The organism is Streptomyces sp. NPDC026417 (assembly GCF_055567695.1).
Genome location: NZ_JBVHPY010000008.1, coordinates 109,876 through 128,860 on the forward strand (window position 1 = coordinate 109,876; position 18,985 = coordinate 128,860).

The window sequence follows — 18,985 nt, forward strand, 5'->3', positions numbered from 1 at the left end:
GCCGCTCCAAATGCCCTCCCATCGCCCCACGGCAGGATCCCGCTGATGATCGACTTCTTGGCCACGCTCGACCCGGGCAACGGACTGGCGGAGACATCGGGGATGCTGCCCCCCGCGCCCCCGGACGATCTGCTGTGGCGAGCCCTGGTCAGGCTCTCCTGCGGCACGAGCCGTGCAGAGAACCCGGCTCAGGCGCTGACACCGCGCGTCGTCGGCGCCTACGGGCACTCGCGCATGGACGCGCTGGTCCGGGGCGCGGGTGAAGCCGTGGAGCGGTACGCGCTCTTCCCGCAGGCCGAGCCGCCGCAGGGGACCGTCCGGGCCACCCGGGGCGCTCTCGGTTCCCGCGCACTGTGCTTCGCCGGTCCCGGAGTCGCCCTCGGCGACCCGCGGACCGCCGAGCGGACTCTGACCTGGTATCCGGCGCGACGGCTCCGGGACGGCGCGGACGTCCTGGTCCCCGCGGGCCTGGTCGACTACCCCGCGCGCGCCGCGGAGGCGGAGGGATTCGACCAGGGCCCTTCGGGAGCGGCATCCGGGCAGGGGTACGACATGGCGCTGCGGTCCGCTCTGCTGGAGACGATCGAACGGGACGCGCTCCTCGTCGCGTGGGAGCGCCGTCTGCGGCCGAGACGGATCGACATCGGGGCCGTCGACGCCGCACGCGTGCGCACCGGCAAGGCAAACGCGAACTGGCGGACTCTGCTGAGGCTCTGGAGAACAGCGCGGGCCGCCGGGCTCGAACCGGTCCTCGCGGATCTGCCGACCGGTGTTCCCGGCGTGGTCTGCACCGTCGCGGTGGTCATCGACGAGACCGGCCCGCAGCCTCTGGCGACCGTCGGCTGCAACGCCACGGACGAGGTCGGCTGGAGCATGCTCGGCTCGCTCCAGGAGGCCCTCCAGATACGCTCGGCCGTAGTGAACCAGCGCGAGAGCCATGGGTACGGGGAAGCCCCGGCCGATATCAGGGACGACGACGACCGGCTTCGGTACGTCGCCTCCCGGCAGTGCTTCGCACTCGTGGGCGAGTGGGCGGCCGCCTTCGGAGCGCCGCAGGCCCCGCGCGCGGCACAGCCGGTGACGACCCCCGAGATCATCGAGGGACTGCTCGCCGACGGGGCGGACCCGCTCGCGATCGACCTGACGCACCGGTTGCCGACCGCACTGCGGAAGATGGGCTGGGCCGCGGTGAAGGTCGTCCCGGTCGGATACCAGCAGCTGCGGATGACCGAGTCCCACGTTTTCAGCTGGAACGCGGAGCGGCTCCGGACGGCCGAGGCCCGGACCGGGCTGCCGGCGGCGGCAGGGGCTTCCTGCCGGGACCGCCCCCATCCGTTGCCCTGATCAGAAACGTTTTGCAGACCAACAGGAGGAGAGGACCATCAGCATGGACACCACACTCGGCGAGCAGATCATGCTCCTGTCGCTCGACGACACCACCGGAGCGCCCCACCTGCAACCGCAGTCCGAGTACATGATCTCCAGCGCCTCCATCCTGGAACTCGCGCTCGCGAACCGGGTTCGCCTGGAGGGCGGCCACCTCGTCGTCACCGATCCCACGCCGCTGGGTATTCCCGTGCTCGACGAGACGCTCGAACGGATCGCGGCACAGGAGAAGCGGGAGGACGCTCAGGCGTGGATCTTCCGACTGCGGAAGGAAGCCGCCGAGGGGGCGCGTGAGGGGCTGCTCGCCAAGGGCGTCATACGCGAGGAGAAGACGCGGCGCTGGGGCGTCTTTCCCACGAGCCGCTACCCGGAGGCCGACGGCACGGCCGAGGAGCAGGTGCGCCACAAGCTCGCGGCCGTGGTGCTGGAGGGCGAGGAGCCGGACGCGCGCACGGCCGCTCTGGTGGTGCTGCTCCACGTCGGCGGTCTGCACACGCTGGTGTTCGCCGACGCCGATCAGGCAGCGGTGAAGAAGCGGATGGCCGAAGTGGCCGAGGGGCACTGGGCGGAGCCCGTCATGAAGCAACTGGTCGATTCGGTGTACGTGGCCCTGTCGACCTACTCGGCATCGACGGCGGTAGCCGTGGTCAATACCGGCAACTGAGGCCTGGCGGGAGAACGGGAACGACTGAGGACGGGGTTCCTCAGTTCTTCCTCAAATTCTCCGTGCCTGCCGCCACCGGCCATTGGTGCCTGTGTACGCATGTGTTAACTTCCCGCTACTGATCAAGGTTGCCGCGGGGGCACAACCGAGCCTGACCAGCCCGGGTTTCCCACCGCGATGTGCTCAGATTTTCGGGGGAAGCGTGAATCGCATTTGTCTTGCCGTCAGTTCTCCGTCGCTCCGGCGAAGGATGACCGACGTACTGTCCGTGCCCGGATGGCTCGTCGTCGGACACCAGGAGCGGGGCAGGGCGGCCCAGTCCATAAATCCCGGCGACGTGACGATAGTTGAATCGGGCGCCGTGGCCGCCGAGGGATCGCTCGCCCGCTGGGGCACGCGGATCATCGTCCTCGTCGACGGCAGGGGCGACACGTTCTGGCGGTCGCCGGTCGACGTCCGGATCGCCGGGATCATCGACCGCGACGACGCCGACCACGGATACGTCACCGCGGTACGTGAGGTACTGAACGGGCGGGGCTGGATCTCGCCGGAACTGGTACCTGCTCTGCTCTCGGGCCGCGCGGGGCGCCCCCTGCCGCCCCAACCGCCGTCGGCCGACGTCACGTTGCTCACCGACCGGGAGAAGGGCGTCGCCATGCTGGTCGCCGAAGGCTTCTCCAACGTGGAGATCGCCGAGCAGCTCACCATCGAGCGCAGCACGGTCAAGTTCCATGTGTCGAACGTGCTGCGCAAACTGCACTGCCGGGACCGCGCCCAGCTCGCCGTTCGCTGGCATTCACAGGCGTTGCCGGTTCACTTCGCGGCGTGACCGGGCCCCCTCCCCGAGGAGGGGAAGGACTCGTCCGCCGGTGGGTGTGGCGCTCGGCGCGGGCCGCTAACCTCGAAATGCGCCGCAGGTGTCCGCGCCACGAATTCCGAGAAGTGGCGACTCGTCATTTTCCAGGTAATGCGACACGCCCCCGTGGGGAATCCCACCGGACCGGCGCAGCACACAGGAACTCCGGTCTCACGGCGCGGAAAGTTGCACATATGGAGAACTCCGCAGGGCCCCGGGCATCGGTGATCTGCCCCACGTACAACCGGTCCCGCCCGATTGTGGACACCCTCGCATCGGTGAGCGCCCAAACGATTGCCGACTGGGAACTCCTGGTGGTGTCCGACGGCAGTACCGACGACACCGACGCGTGGGTACGCCGCGCCGCCCGCACCGATCCGCGGATCAAACTGCTGCGCACCCGGCGACACGGCCACCCCAGCGGCCCCAGGAACGTCGCGCTGGCCGCGGCGCGGGGTGGGACCGTGGCCTATCTCGACCACGACGACCAGTGGCGGGAGGACCACCTGGAGGTGATCCTCCCGCTGATCGATCGCGGTGCGGAGCTCGTGGCCACCGGCTTCGAACTCCGTTCCGGCGACGGCACGCGCACGGCGGCCTCGCAGCCGTACGAGATGTGCTGGCACCCCGAGTTCCAGCTGCTCGGCGTGGTCTTCGAGCCGTCTCGGGTGGCACATCGGCGGGGCCTCGCGGAGCGTGCCGGCGGCTGGCGGGCGGGGGCCGGCCTCGAGGACTGGGACCTGTGGCTGCGGATGACCGACGCGGGTGCGCGCTTCACCACGGTGTCCGACCGCACGGCCGTACTGCTGGACGACAGTTCCACGCGCCGGCACCGGATACCGGCACGCCAGTGGCTGCCACTGGCCGTCTTCGACGAGCCCGCGACGGCGCGCGCGATGCTCCGGCTGCTGCGCTCCGGGCGGGACGAAGCCCGCTACCGGGCAGCGCAGCTCGCGGACACCGACGACTGGCTGGCCCGCCTGGTGGCGGACGACCGCTTCATCAGGCCCCTGGGCTGGGAGGGCGACCCGGCAGCCGACCTCGCCCGGGCCAGAGGCGCCGCTCAGGACCTCTGGGCGGACCTCGTGGTCGTGAGACAGGGGGCCCGCTACACGGTGGCCCAGCCGTTGCGCTGCGCCACCACGGAACACGCTGAGCGCATCGCGTCGTCGGTGCGACGGAGCCAGCCGAGATTGTTCGCGCTCCTCGACGCGGCCGCCGCGGAGTGCGCCGGGGACCGGACGGAGTGTGCGAGCCGATGAAGGCACTCGTCCTCGCCGGCGGCACGGGCACCCGGTTGCGGCCCATCACCCACACCGCCGCCAAGCAGCTGGTTCCCGTCGCCAACAAGCCCGTGCTCTTCTACGGCATCGAGTCGATCGTGGCGGCCGGCATCACGGAGATCGGTGTCGTCGTCGGAGGGACCGGGAAGGCGATACGGGCGGCGCTCGGCGACGGATCCGGTTTCGGGGCCCGGATCACGTATCTGGAGCAGGAAGCCCCGCTGGGGCTGGCTCACGCCGTGCTCGTCGCCCGGGACTGGCTCGGCGACGACGACTTCGTGATGTACCTCGGTGACAACTTCGTGGTCGGCGGGATCGCCGACATGGTGGGACAGTTCCGTCGCGAACGGCCGGACGCACGCATCCTGCTCACCAAGGTCGCGGACCCTTCGATGTTCGGCGTCGCCGAACTGGGCCCGGACGGTGCCGTGTTGCGCCTGGAGGAGAAACCCCCGGCACCCCGCAGCGACCTGGCACTCGTCGGTGTCTATCTCTTCACCCCCGCGGTGCACGAGGCCGTCGCCGCCTGCGTGCCCTCGGCGCGCGGCGAGCTGGAGATCACCGACGCCATCCAGTGGCTGGTCGACTCCGGGCACACCGTCGGCGCGACCACCATCACCGGCTACTGGAAGGACACCGGGAACGTGTCCGACATGCTGGAGGTCAACCGTGCCGTGCTGGAAACCCTGGAACCCTCCGTCGCGGGGTGGGTGGACGACGCGAGTGAGATCGTGGGCCGGGTCAGCATCGCGCGCGGCGCCCGCATCGTACGGTCGAGGATCGTCGGTCCCGTGGTCATCGGCGCCGGCACCTTGGTCAGCGACGCTCACATCGGGGCCTTCACCTCCATTGCCGACGACTGCCGGATCAGCGGCAGCGAGGTGGAGTTCTCCATCGTCCTCCAGGGCTCGCGCGTCGAGGACGCGGGCCGGATCGAGGGCTCGCTCATCGGCCGCCACGTCCAGGTATCCGGAGCGGTGAGGGCGCCGAGGGCACACCGGCTGGTCCTCGGTGACCACAGCCAGATCCAGATCGCTTCCTGAAACATCCCCCGAGACACCCTCCGGGCGCCCTCGGAGAGCTGCCGAAGTTCCACCGGAGGATCTTTTCGACGGCCCTCCGCAGGAGGTCCACAGGCGCCTCCGGACCCAGCAAAAGTCCTCCCCTCCGACACGAAAGACCGCGACTCCCGCCATGAGAATCCTTGTCACCGGAGGGGCCGGCTTCATCGGCTCGCACTTCGTCAGGTCGCTGCTGTCCGACCCCGCCACCGGTGCCGTCACCGTCCTGGACGTGCTCACCTACGCGGGCAACCCGGCCAACCTGGCGCCCGTCTCGGGCGATCCTCGGCTGCGTTTCGTCCGCGGGGACATTCTCGACGCCGGACGGGTGGCCGAGCTGATGGCCGAGCACGACGCGGTGGTGCACCTGGCCGCCGAGTCGCACGTCGACCGCTCGATCGCCGCGGGCGCCGGCTTCGCCTCCACCAACGTGCTGGGAACCCAGACCCTGCTGGAGGCGGCCGTGCGCGCCGGCCTCGGCACCTTCGTCCACGTCTCCACGGACGAGGTGTACGGCTCGATCCCGGTCGGCTCCTGGACCGAGGAGCAGCCCCTCGCCCCCAACTCCCCCTACGCCGCGGCCAAGGCGGGTTCCGACCTGTTGGCCCTCGCCTACCACCGTACGCACGGCCTGGACGTACGCATCACGCGCTGCTCGAACAACTACGGGCCGTACCAGTACCCCGAGAAGATCATCCCGCTCTTCGTCACCCGCCTGCTCGACGGGCGTTCCGTCCCGCTGTACGGAGACGGCGGGCAGATCCGCGACTGGCTGCACGTCGACGACCACTGCCGTGCCATCCGGCTCGTCCTGGAAGGCGGCCGCCCCGGCGAGGTCTACAACGTGGGCGGTGGTACGGAACTCTCCAACAAGCAGCTCACCGATCGGCTCCTGGACGCCTGCGGCCGGGACTGGGGGAGTGTGGTGCACGTCGAGGACCGCAAGGGCCACGATGCCCGCTACTCCGTCGACTGGTCCAAGATCCGCAACGAACTGGGCTACGAGCCTCGGCACCTCTTCGACGAGAGCCTGGTCTCCACGGTGACCTGGTACCGGGAGAACCGTTCCTGGTGGAGCGCCCTGCGCGACTGAGTGCCGCACTGCCGAGGCCCGACTCTCCGCCGCAGAACCTCCGACCCGGGAGGTGCCGCCTCGGATCACGCGTGAAGCCGGCGGGACCGGGCGGGGCGGGCACTCTCCTCCGATGGCAGGCGACGGAGTGGAGGGTCGCCTCGGTGGTGGCGACGACGCCGAGGGCCCGACCCTCTCTGAGATCGGGCTCTACGGGCACGGGAGGACACGAAGGGACGCCGGTGCCGACGGAAATGAAGCGAAGTACTCGGACGCACCTGAGTACGGGAACTCTGTGCGCGGACAAGGCCGACGGCGAGGCTGGGGGACATGGAGCAACGACGACCGACCGACATCCGCCCGCTCATCACGTTCCTCGTCCTGGCCGGGGTGAGCGTGGGACTCTGGGCCGCCTGGCTGGGCTGGGACCAGCACCGCGACGTGCACCCCGACGGCTCGACGACCGGCCCGTACGAGGCATGGCAGGTGATCGGCCTGGTCCTGACCCTGCTGGCCTCGGTCTGCTGGGCGGCCTTCCGGGGCCATGTCCCGAGCGTCGTCCTCGGCACCACGGCCGGCCTGACCGCCGCCGCGTACTACGACTGGTCGGATGACAGCAGCGGTCTCTTCGTGATCGGCGTGGGGCTGGTCATGCTGGGAAGCCTGGGGGCAACGGCGGCGGTGTCGGCGGTGATCACGGCCCTGAAGCGAAGAGGCACGTCACCGACACCGGCCCAGTAGCTCCACACCCGTACCGACCCACCGCGGCGCCGACACCAGAGGGCCCCCGCCAACCCGGCGGGGGCCCCTCCGTCACGCAGTTGAACACTTACCGCCGCAGGGGAGTGGGTCGGGTCCCCCAGGCGTTCCCCTCAGGAGGCCTTGGTGATGATCCCGGCCGAGGTGAACTTCGTCAGTGGCGGGCAGAAGACCTGCGACCAGCCGTTCGAACGCCAGCGGGGAGCATCGATGACGACAATGCCGCCACCGTCCAGGCGCTTACAGTTGGCGCTGGCCTTGTAGTGGCCACCGTGGTTGTCATCGCACTTGGCCATGGCACCGTTGTTGTAATTGGTCTTGTAGGTGCAACCCGTCGGCCAAGCAGTCGCCCCCGTGGGCGCTGCGGATGCCGCACCCTGAAATCCGAGGGAGAGGGCGGCTACCACGCCACTCATAGCGAGAATCGACCATTTCTTCATGGGTGTGGACCCTTTCGCTGTGCGGTGTTCGGAGGTTTTTCCGTGCGTGGGAGGCAGACGCCTCACCTCAGGTCACCTTGGTTTCGATGCCGGCGCTCTGCACCCTTGACGATCCCTGGCAGTAGGCCTTGGAGAACGAGCCGTTATTCCGCCAGTCGCCATCGAAGAGATAGATGCGGCCGTTATCGGTGTCCTTGCACACCGCGGTGGCGCGGTAGTGTCCGCCGTGCGAGCTGGCGCACCTCGCCACAGTCATCTTGTCGCCCGCGACCTGCTGCGTGCAGCCCGTCGGCCGCCCCGAAGCGGCGGCCGACGCCGTGGCGGGCGCCGAGAGCACCAGGCCGAGCATTGCGGATCCCGCGAGAATAATCTTTGCTTTCGTGCGCACTCAGATCCCCGTTTGTTTCGGTTTCCGTTCCCCTGGTCATGAGGAACATCCACAACCTATGAGGAAAATGAAAAGCGTGTCAATTGAGTTTCGGAATTTGAGGATCATTTGAGCTTTTCGTTCCATGGCGACGAGAACCAGCCATTGGCGTGAACGCATTGCCTGTAATGTTGAATTCCAAAAGACTTAATGCCGCAGTGGCGCCTCCGACCGGCGGGAGGTTCTCCTGGGTATGAGTGGGCGCGGTGCAGCGAAGTTCATGCAGAAGCCGGGCAAGGCTGCCAGCGAGATCAGCCCTCGTGAACTGAGCGGGCTGCTCGATGGAGGATGCCGTGAGCGCAAGACGGCAGCCTGGCTGATCGCCGTGGGCGGCAGGACCGAGTTCCGGGAGTGCCTCGGTGAACTCCTGCTCGCCAGTGAAGGCCCCTACGCGGGGCAGGCGTACTGCGTCGCGCTGGCGACCTTCGGCACCTCTGCCGACTCTGACCCATTGGTCACATACCTGGACCGGTACCTTCCTCGCCCTGACCTCTACCACGACCAGGCGGCCGCCCTCGGCGCGCTCTTGTTGCTCGACGCCAAGCTCGGTGCTGACCACACGGTGCGGTTCCTCGCTGCGAACGGGCTCTGGCGGTAGTGGATCGACGGGCCGCCCAGCAGGACCGCGACACCCCCGACAACTACCGTGAGTTCATCGGCCAGCTCTGCGCTTTCGCTGATGAGGCTGCCGGACGCTGTTCGACGCATGGGCTCGGTGTGACCGCCACTGATGATTGAGGGAATCTACTTGCTTCGTCTTGCCCTGGGCCTTGTCGGGGATCTTGGTGTGCTGGGTTTGCTGTTCAGGGGCCGTTGACTCGTGCGCCGCCCGGTAGTCATCGTTGGTCGTCAATGGCCCCGGGCCTCCATGCCGATCGCCTCGAACAGTCGGCGAATCAGGTGCTCGAACTCGGTGGGCGTCAGCTTCACCAGCACGGGCCGGCTGTACAGGCCGGCAACTACATCCAATGCTGTCCATGAGCCGGTACTTCGACAGGTCGAACTCGACGATGGGGCGGATCGGTTCGAGATCGTAGGGGTTGGGGGACACCAGAGCGTTGAGTCCTCTGAGGCACTGCGCTGGATCCACCTGACTGAGAGGGAGCTTCCCGAACTGCTCCCCGCTGGCGCTGAGCGTCACCAGACAGGGTGAGACCTCCTGACCGGCCGCGTCTTCACCACCCGGAGCGGTGAGCCGCTCGACGCCGCCAACGTCCGGCGAGATTTCAAGGTCATCGTGAAGAAAGCCGGACTGGAGCTGAGTGGACCCCCCGGGAACGCCGGCACAGCTTCGTGTCCCTGCTCTCGGACCACGGCATCCCCCTGGAGCGGATCGCGCTCCTAGTCGGTCACAGCAGTCAGACGGCCACAGAAGCGGTCTACCGCAGCAGCTCCGAACTGTGATCACGCAGGGTGCCGAAGCGATGGACGACATCTTCGCCGAAGAGCAGGAAGGAGGGGCTGCGGAGGACGACGAAGAGGGCGACGCGGTGACCTGATCAAATTCGTTTGGCCCCTCGAGCACGACAGAGGCCACATACCAAGACTGGTATGTGGCCTCTGACCTGTGTCGGGGTGGCGGGATTTGAACCCACGACCTCTTCGTCCCGAACGAAGCGCGCTGCCAAGCTGCGCTACACCCCGATCGTCGCCGTTTGTCGCGGCGACGTCGTTTACTTTAGCCCACCGGTGGCTGGAGACGAAATCCGGTTTTCGCGCGGCGGCGGACCGGGTCGGGGCGGAGACGGTCGACGGCGACCAGGAGCAGCGCGAGGGCGTAGAAGGCCAGGCCCAGGAGCAGGGCGTTGCTGAGAACGCCGAGCTGGCCGTGGCGGTCCATGTCCAGGAACGGGTACAGGTACCGCGCGGACGAGCCCGAGGGGATCATCGCGCTGCGGACGACGGAGAAGGCCAGGTAGGCCAAGGGGTACAGCAGCCAGGCCGCCGCCTGGCTCACCCGTACCGGCGCCGGACTGGTGAGCAGCAGCCAGTCCACCGCCGCCGCGATCGGTGTCACCGTGTGCAGCAGATGGTTCGCGACCGCGTGCCAGCCTCCGGGCGCGTCGCCCGTCATCGAGAAGGGGCTGGCGGCGTTGGCCAGGATCACGTGGTACACGAGACCCGTGATCACGATGTAGAGCAGGGCTCCGCCGGTCAGCAGCGGGGGCAGCGGACGGCGGGCCGCCCAGGCGCGCCGGGCCGAAGCGAGGAGGACCACGGCCAGCAGGAGGTTGCTCTGGATCGTGAAGTAGCTCAGGACCCGGACGGGGGTCGCCCACCTCAGTTCCATGGCGATGCCCGCCACGGCCGCCAGGGCCACCAGCAGGCGGAAGACGGCAGTGGCGCGGCGGGGTGCGGGCGCCATCACCGCGCTCGCGGGGACGATGAACGGGGCCGGTGCGGGGATGCCGGGGATCGCTGGGAGATCCGGTATGTCCCTGGGTATGGGGGCGGTCATGGCCCCACGCTAAGTGGGGGTCACGATTCGGGCGATACGGGACAAGCTGAGTGGGTTACGTTCCCGGGGAAACCCTCGTTCACCGAGGTCACCGAGGTCACTGGGTCACCGACATCATCGCGTCAGCGACGTCACGGCCACCTCGGTGCCCTCCCGAACCCGGTGGCGTGAACAAGGTGCCGTCCCGACCCCTCTGGCGGGACCGGGGCGAGGCCGGCCCCGGGCGACGCGGCCCCCCGCCCGCGTCAGCAGCGTCGCCCCCGCCCCCCCGGCGCCCTACTTCCGCGGCACCAGCGTCAGCAGCGACGCCTCCGGCGGGCACGCGAACCGGACCGGCGTGTAGCGGCTCGCGCCGCAGCCCGCCGAGACGTGCAGGTACGACGTCCGGCCCTCCGCGTGGTGCCGGGACAGTCCCTTGACCCGGTCGGTGTCCAGGTCGCAGTTGGTGACGAAGGCGCCGTAGAAGGGGAGACAGATCTGGCCGCCGTGGGTGTGCCCGGCCAGGATGAGCGGGTAACCGTCGGCCGTGAAGGCGTCCAGGCTGCGCAGGTACGGGGCGTGCACGACGCCCATCGAGAAGTCCGCCGACTCCGAGGGACCGCCGGCCACACGCGCGTAGCGGTCACGCTTGATGTGGGGGTCGTCGACGCCGGTCAGCTCCACCGAGGCGCCCTCGATCTTCAGCGTCCCGCGGGTGTTCGTCAGGTTCAGCCAGCCCGCCGAGTCGAAGCCGTCCCGCAGGTCCTCCCAGGGGTTGTGGACCACGTTGGACGCCGGGGCGTTGCCGTTCAAGCCGTGTCGGCCCTGGGCCTTCTCGAACAGGTACCGGGCCGGGTTGCGGAGCGTCGGGCCGTAGTAGTCGTTCGACCCGAAGACGTACGCCCCGGGGAACTCCATCAGGGGGCCCAGCGAGTCCAGCACCTCCGGGACGCCCGCCGGGTCCGAGAGGTTGTCCCCGGTGTTCAGGACGAAGTCGGGGCGCAGTCCCGCGAGGGAACGCAGCCAGTGCTGCTTCTTGCGCTGGCCGCTCACCATGTGGATGTCGGAGACCTGGAGCACCCGCAGCGGACGCATCCCCGGTGGCAGGACCGGGACCGTCACCCGCCGCAGTCGGAACGAGCGGGCCTCGAAACCCGCCGCGTACAACAGACCGGCGGCGCCCACCGCCGTGATTCCCAGGGGTACTCCGTATCGCGCGCGCATACGTCCATCGTGTCAGACCCCGGCAGCACCGACGCACGCCTGTGGACAGGGTGGGGAGCCTGTACTCCCGGAAGTCCCCGCAACGTTCCGATCAATGCGCCGGGGCAACTCCCGGAACGGGCAACGCGGAGGCGCCCGCTAAATCAGCGGGCGTTCGTGTCGCCACACCTGCGACAATCGACGCCATGACCACGCTCAAGTCGAAGCTGCAGGAAGACCTCAACTCCGCCATCAAGGAGCGCGACGAGCTCCGCTCCTCGACGCTCCGGCTCACCCTCGCCGCGATCACCAAGGAGGAGGTCGCGGGCAAGACGAAGCGCGAGCTCTCCGACGACGAAGTCCAGAAGGTGATCACCCGCGAGGCCAAGAAGCGCCGCGAGGCGGCGGACGCCTTCGCGCAGGGCGGGCGCGCCGAGTCGGCCGAGCGGGAGAAGGCGGAGGGCGAGATCCTCGCCGCGTACCTGCCCAAGCAGCTGTCCGACGACGAGCTCCGGCAGATCGTCGGCCAGGCCGTCGAGGAGGCCAGGGCGGCCGGTGCCGAGGGTCCGCGCGCCATGGGGCAGGTCATGAAGATCGTGAACCCGAAGGTGGCCGGGCTGGCCGAGGGCGGCCGCGTCGCCGCCACGGTCAAGCAGCTCCTCGCGGGCGGCTGAGTTCCGGCCGCCCAGGGGGCGGCTGCGCCGCCCCCTGGGCGGGCCCCGCTCGGGTCCCGCCCCCTCGGAGGCCCTGCGCCACAGCCCCCGAGGCCGTACGACGACGGTGCCGTACGACGACGGTGGGGGCGCCCCTCACCAGGGGCGCCCCCACCGTCGTACGCGCCGGGCGCGGAGCCGGACCCCGGCCCCCGCCACTAGCCCTTCCGTCCTCCGGGCCCGTTGCCGCCGTTGCCCTGGCCCTGGATGAAGCCCTCGGGGATCGAGAAGGAGGGCGTCGGGAAGGCGCCGCCGTCGGTGCCGCCGTCGGTCGTCATACCGCCGTCGTTCCCATGGCCGTTGCCGTTGCCGTTGCCGTCGTCGCCGTTGCCTCCGTCGTCGCGACCCTTGTCGGGCTCGGGGTCGGGGATGTCGACGAGGTTGAAGTTCGGTGCGGGCTTGCCCTGCAGGGCGCCGGTCATCATGTCGCGCCAGATCGGTCCGGGGACCTCACCGCCGTAGACCTTGTCGCGGTAGACGCCGCCGATGGTGATGTTGGTCATCCGGCGCTTGTGCGCGGGGTCGCCGACCCAGACGGCGCCCGCCATGTTCGGGGTGTAGCCGACGAACCAGGCCGCGTAGCGGTAGTCGGTCGTACCGGTCTTGCCGGCGCTGGCGCGGCCGGACAGTCCGGCCTCCGTGCCCGTACCGTCCTCGACCACGCCCTTCAGCAGGGTGCTGATGGTGTCGGCCGTGCCCTCCGACATCGCCCGCGAGCAGGTCGACTTCGGCACCCGCAGGGACTTCTTGTCGTCGCCGACGGTCTGGCTGATCGACTCGATGGCGATCGGCGTGCAGTACGTCCCGCGGGAGGCGAAGGTCGCGTAGGCGTTCGCCATCGTCAGCGGGGACATCTCCTGCGTGCCGAGCGCGATCGACGGCGCCTGAGCCATCTTGCCGCCGTCGGCGCGCTCCACGCCCATCTTCTTCGCCATGTCGGTCACCGGGCAGATGCCGATGTCGCTGATCAGCTGCACGTAGTAGGTGTTGACCGACTTGGCGGTCGCTTCCTTCATCCCGTACGGGCCGCGCTCCGACTCGTTCTCGTTGGTCAGCTTCTCGCCCTGGAGGTTGGTCCAGTTCTTGCCGCCGCAGATGGAGACCGGGCTCGGGTACTGCATCTCGTACGGCGACGCGTACTGCTGTGTCGCCGGCTTGCCGCCCTCCACCGCGGCCGCGGCCACGATCGGCTTGAACGTGGAACCGGGCTGGTAGCCCGCTCCGCCGCCCATGTCCTTGTCGACGGAGAGGTTGATCTGCGTCTCGTGCTTGCCGAAGCCGTACGGACGCGACTGGCCCATCGCGAGGATCTTGCCGGTGCCGGGCTCGACGACGGTGGCGGCGGTGGCCACGTCGTCGCTCTTGTTCACGTGCTCCTTGATCGACGCCTGGGCGGACCGCTGCGCCTGCGGGTCGAGTGTCGTACGGATCGTCAGGCCGCCCTGGTTCCAGACCTTGGCGCGGGCCTCCTTGGTCTCGCCGAAGACCGGGTCGGTCAGGAAGACCTCGCGCACGTAGTCGCAGAAGAAGCCGGCGCCCTTGACGGCCGTGATGCAGCCGTTCTTCGGCTTGCTCACGTGGAGACCGAGCGGCTTCTTCTTCGCCTTCTCGGCCTCCTGCCGGGTGATGTCGTGCACCTCGGCCATGCGCTGGAGCACGGTGTTGCGCCGCTTGGTGGCCTCCGCCTCGTCGTTGACCGGGTCGTACCGGCTGGGCGACTGGACGATGCCCGCGAGCAGCGCGGACTCCTGGATGTTCAGCTTCTTGGCGGACTTGGAGAAGTAGCGCTGGGCCGCGGCCTCGACGCCGTAGGCCTGCTCTCCGAAGAAGGTGATGTTCAGGTAGTTCTCGAGGATGCGCTTCTTGCCGAGCTTCTCCTCGATCTGGATCGCGTACTTCAGCTCGCGGATCTTGCGGCCGAGCGTCTGCTGGGTGGCCTCGGCGACCTTGGTCGGGTCGTCGCCGGCCTCCTCCACGAAGACGTTCTTCACGTACTGCTGCGTCAGCGTGGACGCGCCCTGGGCGACCCCGCCGCTCTGCGCGTTCTGGTTCAGCGCGCGCAGGATGCCCTTGAGGTCCACGGCGCCGTGCTCGTAGAAGCGCGAGTCCTCGATGGCGACGATCGCCTTCTGCATGTACGGCGAGATGTCCTTGAGGTCCACCACCGTGCGGTCGCGCGAGTAGACCGACGCGATCTGGCCGCCCTGGTTGTCCAGGATGGTGGTGCGCTGGCTCAGCGGAGGGCGCTTGAGATTTGCGGGGATCTCGTCGAAGCCCTCGACGGAACCCTTGGCCGCGAGACCCAGCGCGCCGGCTGCGGGCAGCGCGATGCCGGCCAGCACCGCTCCGGCGAGCACACTGACACCGAGGAACTTGGCGGCCTGCTGCGATGGGGACAGACCACCGCCCGAGCGCTTCTTTGGCATGAGGGCAGCCTACGTTCTCATTCGCCGGACACGCGTATATGCCTTGGCCTAAGCTGCTCCCAACTGTCACAGCAGTAGGGCCACGTATCAAGTACGTCCGGCGACCCCGAATCGTTCCGGAGGTCTCCCGATTTTTTGTTGGGGGCGTGTCCGAATCCGCCTTGTGTGTCAGCAGGCGTCCGTTGTGACTCAACTGAACTGTCCCGGTTCGCCGGGAAGCTCACGTATGTCCACCGCTCACTCCCCCGGGTGATCTGCCGCTTACGCATAGTCCGTTCGGACCATTCAAGATTGGGCCCGAAGGGGGTGTTGCGCTGTGCCCACCTTCCGTAACGTCCTCAACTGGCGGCGGTGAATATGCCGCTGCCGCCGTGGGGGAGCCTCGATTCGGGAGAGGACGGCGCCGGTATGGGCTGGGTAACCGACTGGAGTGCGCAGGCGGCCTGCCGCACTACCGATCCGGATGAACTGTTCGTTCAAGGAGCAGCGCAGAACCGGGCGAAGGCGGTGTGCACCGGATGTCCGGTGCGCACGGAGTGCCTCGCCGATGCGCTGGACAACCGCGTCGAGTTCGGCGTGTGGGGTGGCATGACGGAGCGCGAGCGCCGCGCACTGCTGCGCAGGCGACCGACCGTGACGTCGTGGCGCCGGCTGCTGGAGACCGCGCGTACGGAGTACGAGCGTGGTGCCGGCCTGCTGCCCCTCGATGAGGAAGAGGTGTACGAGAACTACGCGGCGGTGGTCTGAGGGGTGTCCCTCGGACCTGGATGCCGCGCCCTCGGGACAGCGGCGGCGGGTCTGACGGGCCTTCGGGCACAGGCGCCGTACGTGCAGCGCCTGTCGAGCCCGTGGCCTGCCGTGCCCGCGGCCCGGTCCCGGCGAAGCCGGTTCGCCTCGTCCCGGTGAGCCGGATGAGGAGCCGACCGCGCCCGGGGCATCGGGCGCAGCGCCGACTGGGATCGGGGCCGCGCGCCGGCGCCGACTGAGACCGGGGCCCGACGCCGGTTCGGCGTGGGGCGCGTCTCCGGGGCGCCCGGCGTGGACAGGTATCCGGGGCGCTTGTGGCTCCCGTCGGGGGCCGGGTGGTCGTGGCTCTGGTCAGGCGGCGGGTCGGTCGGGTCCTCGGGCGCTCAGACGTCGGTTTCGGGCAGCTCCTGCCGGTGGGCCGCGAGTCGGTCGCCGATGTCGCGCAGCCCCGCGAGGTCGTGCACGTCGCCCGGCAGCGCGCCCACTTCGGCCACCGCCACCTCGGGGTGGCGCGCGGTGAAGCGGTTGCGTGTGCGCTGCTCCCGGGCGAGCAGCCGCATGCGTTCGGCGTGCAGCCTCAGCAGACCTGCGGTGAGCTGTTCGACGGCTCCGTCCGTGGCGGGGGAGCCTTCGGCGGAAGCGGGGGTCGGATCGGCGGAGGATTCTGAACTGCCGTACGTGTCGGGAGAGTTACGAAGTCCAGCTTTCCCGTCCCCCTGATCCACAATGCGGGCGTCCGCAAGATTTTCTCCGGCCTCCGAGCCATCGCTCTCCGCGGCCCCCGAACCGCCGCCGTCCGCGGTCGCGTCCCCGGTCCCGGCCTCGCGGTTCTCCGCCGCGGCGAGGTCCAGATTCTCCGCGGCGGCGAGCGCCCGCTCGGCGGACAGCTGGGCCGCGCCGCTGCCGTGCACCCGGTTGAGGACCAGGCCCGCCAGCGGCATGTTCTCGGCGGCCAGCCGCTCCACGAAGTACGCGGCCTCGCGCAACGCGTCCCGCTCGGGGGCCGCCACCACGAGGAACGCCGTCCCCGGCGCCTGCAGCAGCTTGAACGTGGCGTCGGCGCGCGTGCGAAAGCCCCCGAACATCGTGTCCATGGCGGCCACGAACGTCTGGATGTCCTTGAGCAGCTGACCGCCCAGCAGCTTGCCGAGGGTGCCGGTCATCATGGACATCCCGACGTTCAGGAACTTCATCCCCGCCCGTCCGCCGACCTTCGCCGGCGCCATCAGGACCCGGATCAGCTTGCCGTCCAGGAACGAGCCCAGCCGCTTGGGCGCGTCCAGGAAGTCCAGCGCCGAGCGCGAGGGCGGGGTGTCGACGACGATGAGGTCCCACTCGTCGCGGGAGCGCAGCTGCCCGAGCTTCTCCATCGCCATGTACTCCTGCGTGCCCGCGAAGCCCGCCGAAAGCGATTGATAGAAGGGGTTGTTCAGGATCGCGGCCGACCGCTCACGGTCCGCGTGCGCCTCGACGATCTCGTCGAAGGTGCGCTTCATGTCGAGCATCATCGCGTGCAGCTCGCCGTCGCCCTCGACGCCCTTCACCCGGCGCGGGGTGTTGTCGAGGGAGTCGATACCCATCGACTGGGCGAGCCGGCGCGCCGGGTCGATGGTCAGCACGACCACCTTGCGGCCCCGCTCGGCGGCGCGGAGCCCCAGCGCGGCGGCCGTGGTCGTCTTGCCGACGCCGCCCGAGCCGCAGCACACCACGATGCGGGTCCCGGGGTCGTCGAGCAGCGGATCGACGTCCAGCGGGCGCGCGGAGTCGATCGCGCGGGCCGGATCGTGTGCGGGGCCGTGGCCCTGGGCGCGTGCCGGGTCCGAACTCATGAGATCCCTTGCTGACGCAGTTCCTTGGCCAGTTCGTACAGGCCCGCCAGGTCCAGGCCCTCGGCGAGCAGCGGGAGTTCGTGCAGGCGAAGGCCCGACTCCCGCAGCACCGCCCGCTGTTCGTGCTCCAGGGTGTGGCGCTCGGCGTACTCCGCGGCCTGCTGCAGGAGCGGGTCCACGAGTCGCTCGGCGAGCCCGCCGCGACGGGCGCCGCCGAGCCCGGCCGCGGAGAGGGACTTCGCGATGGCGCTCCGGGGAGTCACCTCGGCGAACGCCAGATCGGCTCCGTCCAGGACGGAGGGCCGCACCATGTTCACGATGAGCCGCCCCACCGGCAGCCCGGCCGCGCGCAGTTCCGCGATGCCGTCCACGGTCTCCTGGACGGGCATCTCCTCCAGCAGCGTCACCAGGTGGACGGCCGTCTCGGCGGACTTCAGGACGCGCATGACGGCCTGCGCCTGATTGTGTATCGGGCCGATCTTGGCGAGGCCCGCCACTTCGTCGTTCACGTTCAGGAAGCGGGTGATGCGTCCGGTCGGCGGGGCGTCCATCACCACGTAGTCGTAGGCGAACCGGCCGCTCTTGTCCTTGCGCCGGACGGCCTCGCAGGCCTTGCCCGTGAGGAGGACGTCCCGCACTCCGGGCGCGACCGTGGTCGCGAAGTCGATGGCGCCGAGCTTCTTGAGGGCGCGTCCCGCGCCGCCGAGTTTGTAGAACATCTGGAGGTAGTCCAGAAGGGCCAGCTCGGCGTCGATGGCCAGTGCGAACACCTCCCCACCACCGGGAGCGACGGCGATCTTCCGCTCCTCATAGGGCAGCGCTTCGGTTTCGAAGAGCTGCGCGATGCCCTGTCTGCCCTCGACCTCGACGAGGAGGGCGCGCTTGCCCTCGGTCGCGAGGGCGAGCGCGAGGGCGGCGGCTACCGTGGTCTTGCCGGTACCGCCCTTGCCGCTGACGACCTGGAGCCTGCTCACGTCTTCGAGCCTAACCAGTCCAGGCCCGGGCTACGCGGGAGGCTGTGGATAACAGCGGATACAGTCGGCCACATGACCAAGTGGGAATACGCAACCGTGCCGCTGCTCGTCCATGCCACGAAGCAGATTCTGGACACCTGGGGCGAGGACGGCTGGGAGCTCGTCCAGGTCGTGCCCGGGCCGAACAACCCCGAGCAGCTGGTGGCCTATCTGAAGCGGGAGAGGCAGGCATGAGCGTCGTCGAGTCCAGGCTCCGGGACCTCGGCCTGACCCTGCCGGCGGTCGTGCCGCCGCTGGCCGCGTACCAGCCGGCCGTGCAGTCGGGCGTGTACGTCTACACGGCCGGCCAGCTGCCGATGGTGGACGGCAAGCTCCCGGTGACCGGCAAGGTGGGGGCGGAGGTCACGGCCGAGGAGGCCAAGGACCTGGCCCGCACGTGTGCCCTGAACGCGCTCGCCGCGGTCAAGTCGGTGGCGGGCGACCTGGACCGCATCGCGCGTGTCGTGAAGGTCGTCGGCTTCGTGGCCTCCGCCTCGGACTTCACCGGCCAGCCCGGTGTCCTGAACGGCGCGAGCGAACTGCTCGGCGAGGTCCTCGGCGACAAGGGCGTGCACGCCCGCAGCGCCGTCGGCGTGGCGGTCCTGCCGCTGGACGCGCCGGTCGAGGTCGAGATCCAGGTGGAGCTGACCGGGGCGTAGGCGGCCACCC

The 18,985-nt window shown here is 69.4% G+C and carries 19 protein-coding genes, 1 tRNA gene and 1 pseudogene; 13 read left to right on the forward strand and 8 right to left on the reverse strand.

The features are described 5' to 3' along the window. Positions 1-45: 45 nt before the first annotated feature. The 7 genes from ACZ4NT_RS15180 (at position 46) to ACZ4NT_RS15210 (ending at position 7,063) form a co-directional block, all read left to right on the forward strand. Positions 46-1,344: a YcaO-like family protein gene (locus ACZ4NT_RS15180; RefSeq protein WP_467725624.1), complete on the forward strand. Its 1,299-nt coding sequence runs from the start codon at positions 46-48 to the stop codon at positions 1,342-1,344. Positions 1,345-1,387: 43 nt separating this feature from the next. Next, a complete protein-coding gene (locus ACZ4NT_RS15185; protein ID WP_467725626.1) occupies positions 1,388-2,050 on the forward strand; it encodes a GOLPH3/VPS74 family protein in 663 nt (220 codons plus the stop codon). A 250-nt stretch (positions 2,051-2,300) separates the two neighbouring features. Then, complete coding sequence (locus ACZ4NT_RS15190; protein WP_467725629.1) at positions 2,301-2,879, forward strand: helix-turn-helix transcriptional regulator; 579 nt, start codon at positions 2,301-2,303, stop codon at positions 2,877-2,879. A 221-nt stretch (positions 2,880-3,100) separates the two neighbouring features. After that, positions 3,101-4,168, forward strand: coding sequence for a glycosyltransferase family 2 protein (locus ACZ4NT_RS15195; protein WP_467725631.1), 1,068 nt, complete (start codon positions 3,101-3,103; stop codon positions 4,166-4,168). Further along, positions 4,165-5,232 carry a glucose-1-phosphate thymidylyltransferase gene (locus ACZ4NT_RS15200; RefSeq protein WP_121405204.1) on the forward strand — a complete coding sequence of 356 codons (1,068 nt, stop codon included), beginning with the start codon at positions 4,165-4,167 and terminating at the stop codon, positions 5,230-5,232. Before ACZ4NT_RS15195 ends, ACZ4NT_RS15200 begins: the two co-directional genes overlap by 4 nt. Before the next feature lie 151 nt (positions 5,233-5,383). Then, positions 5,384-6,343, forward strand: a complete 960-nt coding sequence (gene rfbB / locus ACZ4NT_RS15205; protein ID WP_467725632.1) for a dTDP-glucose 4,6-dehydratase — start codon at positions 5,384-5,386, stop codon at positions 6,341-6,343. A gap of 309 nt (positions 6,344-6,652) precedes the next feature. Then, entirely contained in the window at positions 6,653-7,063 is a 411-nt protein-coding gene (locus ACZ4NT_RS15210; protein ID WP_467725634.1) for a hypothetical protein, read from the forward strand. A gap of 131 nt (positions 7,064-7,194) precedes the next feature. Here ACZ4NT_RS15210 and ACZ4NT_RS15215 read toward each other — a convergent pair whose 3' ends face one another. Beyond that, positions 7,195-7,521 carry a hypothetical protein gene (locus ACZ4NT_RS15215; protein WP_467725636.1) on the reverse strand — a complete coding sequence of 109 codons (327 nt, stop codon included), beginning with the start codon at positions 7,519-7,521 and terminating at the stop codon, positions 7,195-7,197. A gap of 67 nt (positions 7,522-7,588) precedes the next feature. Next, entirely contained in the window at positions 7,589-7,909 is a 321-nt protein-coding gene (locus ACZ4NT_RS15220; RefSeq protein ID WP_467725638.1) for a hypothetical protein, read from the reverse strand. A gap of 232 nt (positions 7,910-8,141) precedes the next feature. Here ACZ4NT_RS15220 and ACZ4NT_RS15225 point away from each other — a divergent pair, with 232 nt between their 5' ends. Together ACZ4NT_RS15225 and ACZ4NT_RS15230 are read left to right on the forward strand one after the other, a co-directional pair. Continuing rightward, positions 8,142-8,546: a DUF6000 family protein gene (locus ACZ4NT_RS15225; protein WP_467725640.1), complete on the forward strand. Its 405-nt coding sequence runs from the start codon at positions 8,142-8,144 to the stop codon at positions 8,544-8,546. A 567-nt stretch (positions 8,547-9,113) separates the two neighbouring features. Then, positions 9,114-9,447 (forward strand): annotated as a pseudogene (locus ACZ4NT_RS15230) (tyrosine-type recombinase/integrase); the annotation flags it as partial. Positions 9,448-9,518: 71 nt separating this feature from the next. Here ACZ4NT_RS15230 and ACZ4NT_RS15235 read toward each other — a convergent pair. From ACZ4NT_RS15235 to ACZ4NT_RS15245, 3 genes are all read right to left on the reverse strand, one after another. Next, positions 9,519-9,592: transfer RNA gene (locus ACZ4NT_RS15235), tRNA-Pro, on the reverse strand. A 34-nt stretch (positions 9,593-9,626) separates the two neighbouring features. Next, entirely contained in the window at positions 9,627-10,406 is a 780-nt protein-coding gene (locus ACZ4NT_RS15240; protein WP_467725641.1) for a Pr6Pr family membrane protein, read from the reverse strand. Positions 10,407-10,682: 276 nt separating this feature from the next. Further along, entirely contained in the window at positions 10,683-11,609 is a 927-nt protein-coding gene (locus ACZ4NT_RS15245) for a metallophosphoesterase (protein WP_121405209.1), read from the reverse strand. Positions 11,610-11,794: 185 nt separating this feature from the next. Between ACZ4NT_RS15245 and ACZ4NT_RS15250 the strand changes: the two genes are divergently transcribed. Further along, positions 11,795-12,262, forward strand: coding sequence for a GatB/YqeY domain-containing protein (locus ACZ4NT_RS15250; protein WP_467725643.1), 468 nt, complete (start codon positions 11,795-11,797; stop codon positions 12,260-12,262). A 197-nt stretch (positions 12,263-12,459) separates the two neighbouring features. On the opposite strand, the gene ACZ4NT_RS15255 is transcribed toward ACZ4NT_RS15250, so the two are convergent. Further along, on the reverse strand, positions 12,460-14,727 hold the full coding sequence (locus ACZ4NT_RS15255; protein WP_467725645.1) for a transglycosylase domain-containing protein: 2,268 nt from the start codon (positions 14,725-14,727) through the stop codon (positions 12,460-12,462). A 408-nt stretch (positions 14,728-15,135) separates the two neighbouring features. Between ACZ4NT_RS15255 and wblA the strand changes: the two genes are divergently transcribed. Further along, the gene (gene wblA / locus ACZ4NT_RS15260; RefSeq protein WP_183117030.1) at positions 15,136-15,474 is read left to right on the forward strand and encodes a transcriptional regulator WblA; all 339 of its coding nucleotides are present in this window, start codon (positions 15,136-15,138) and stop codon (positions 15,472-15,474) included. Positions 15,475-15,857: 383 nt separating this feature from the next. Here wblA and bagB read toward each other — a convergent pair whose 3' ends face one another. Together bagB and bagA are read right to left on the reverse strand one after the other, a co-directional pair. Continuing rightward, positions 15,858-17,303 (reverse strand): ATPase BagB, encoded by a 1,446-nt coding sequence (bagB, locus tag ACZ4NT_RS15265; RefSeq protein WP_121405213.1) that lies wholly within the window; start codon positions 17,301-17,303, stop codon positions 15,858-15,860. Next, positions 17,300-18,277, reverse strand: coding sequence for an ATPase BagA (gene bagA, locus ACZ4NT_RS15270; RefSeq protein WP_467725647.1), 978 nt, complete (start codon positions 18,275-18,277; stop codon positions 17,300-17,302). Before bagA ends, bagB begins: the two co-directional genes overlap by 4 nt. A gap of 72 nt (positions 18,278-18,349) precedes the next feature. On the opposite strand from bagA, the gene ACZ4NT_RS15275 reads away from it, so the two are divergent. Beyond that, a complete protein-coding gene (locus ACZ4NT_RS15275) occupies positions 18,350-18,511 on the forward strand; it encodes a DUF4177 domain-containing protein (protein WP_010986011.1) in 162 nt (53 codons plus the stop codon). Next, complete coding sequence (locus ACZ4NT_RS15280) at positions 18,508-18,975, forward strand: RidA family protein (RefSeq protein ID WP_121405215.1); 468 nt, start codon at positions 18,508-18,510, stop codon at positions 18,973-18,975. Before ACZ4NT_RS15275 ends, ACZ4NT_RS15280 begins: the two co-directional genes overlap by 4 nt. Positions 18,976-18,985 lie beyond the last annotated feature (10 nt).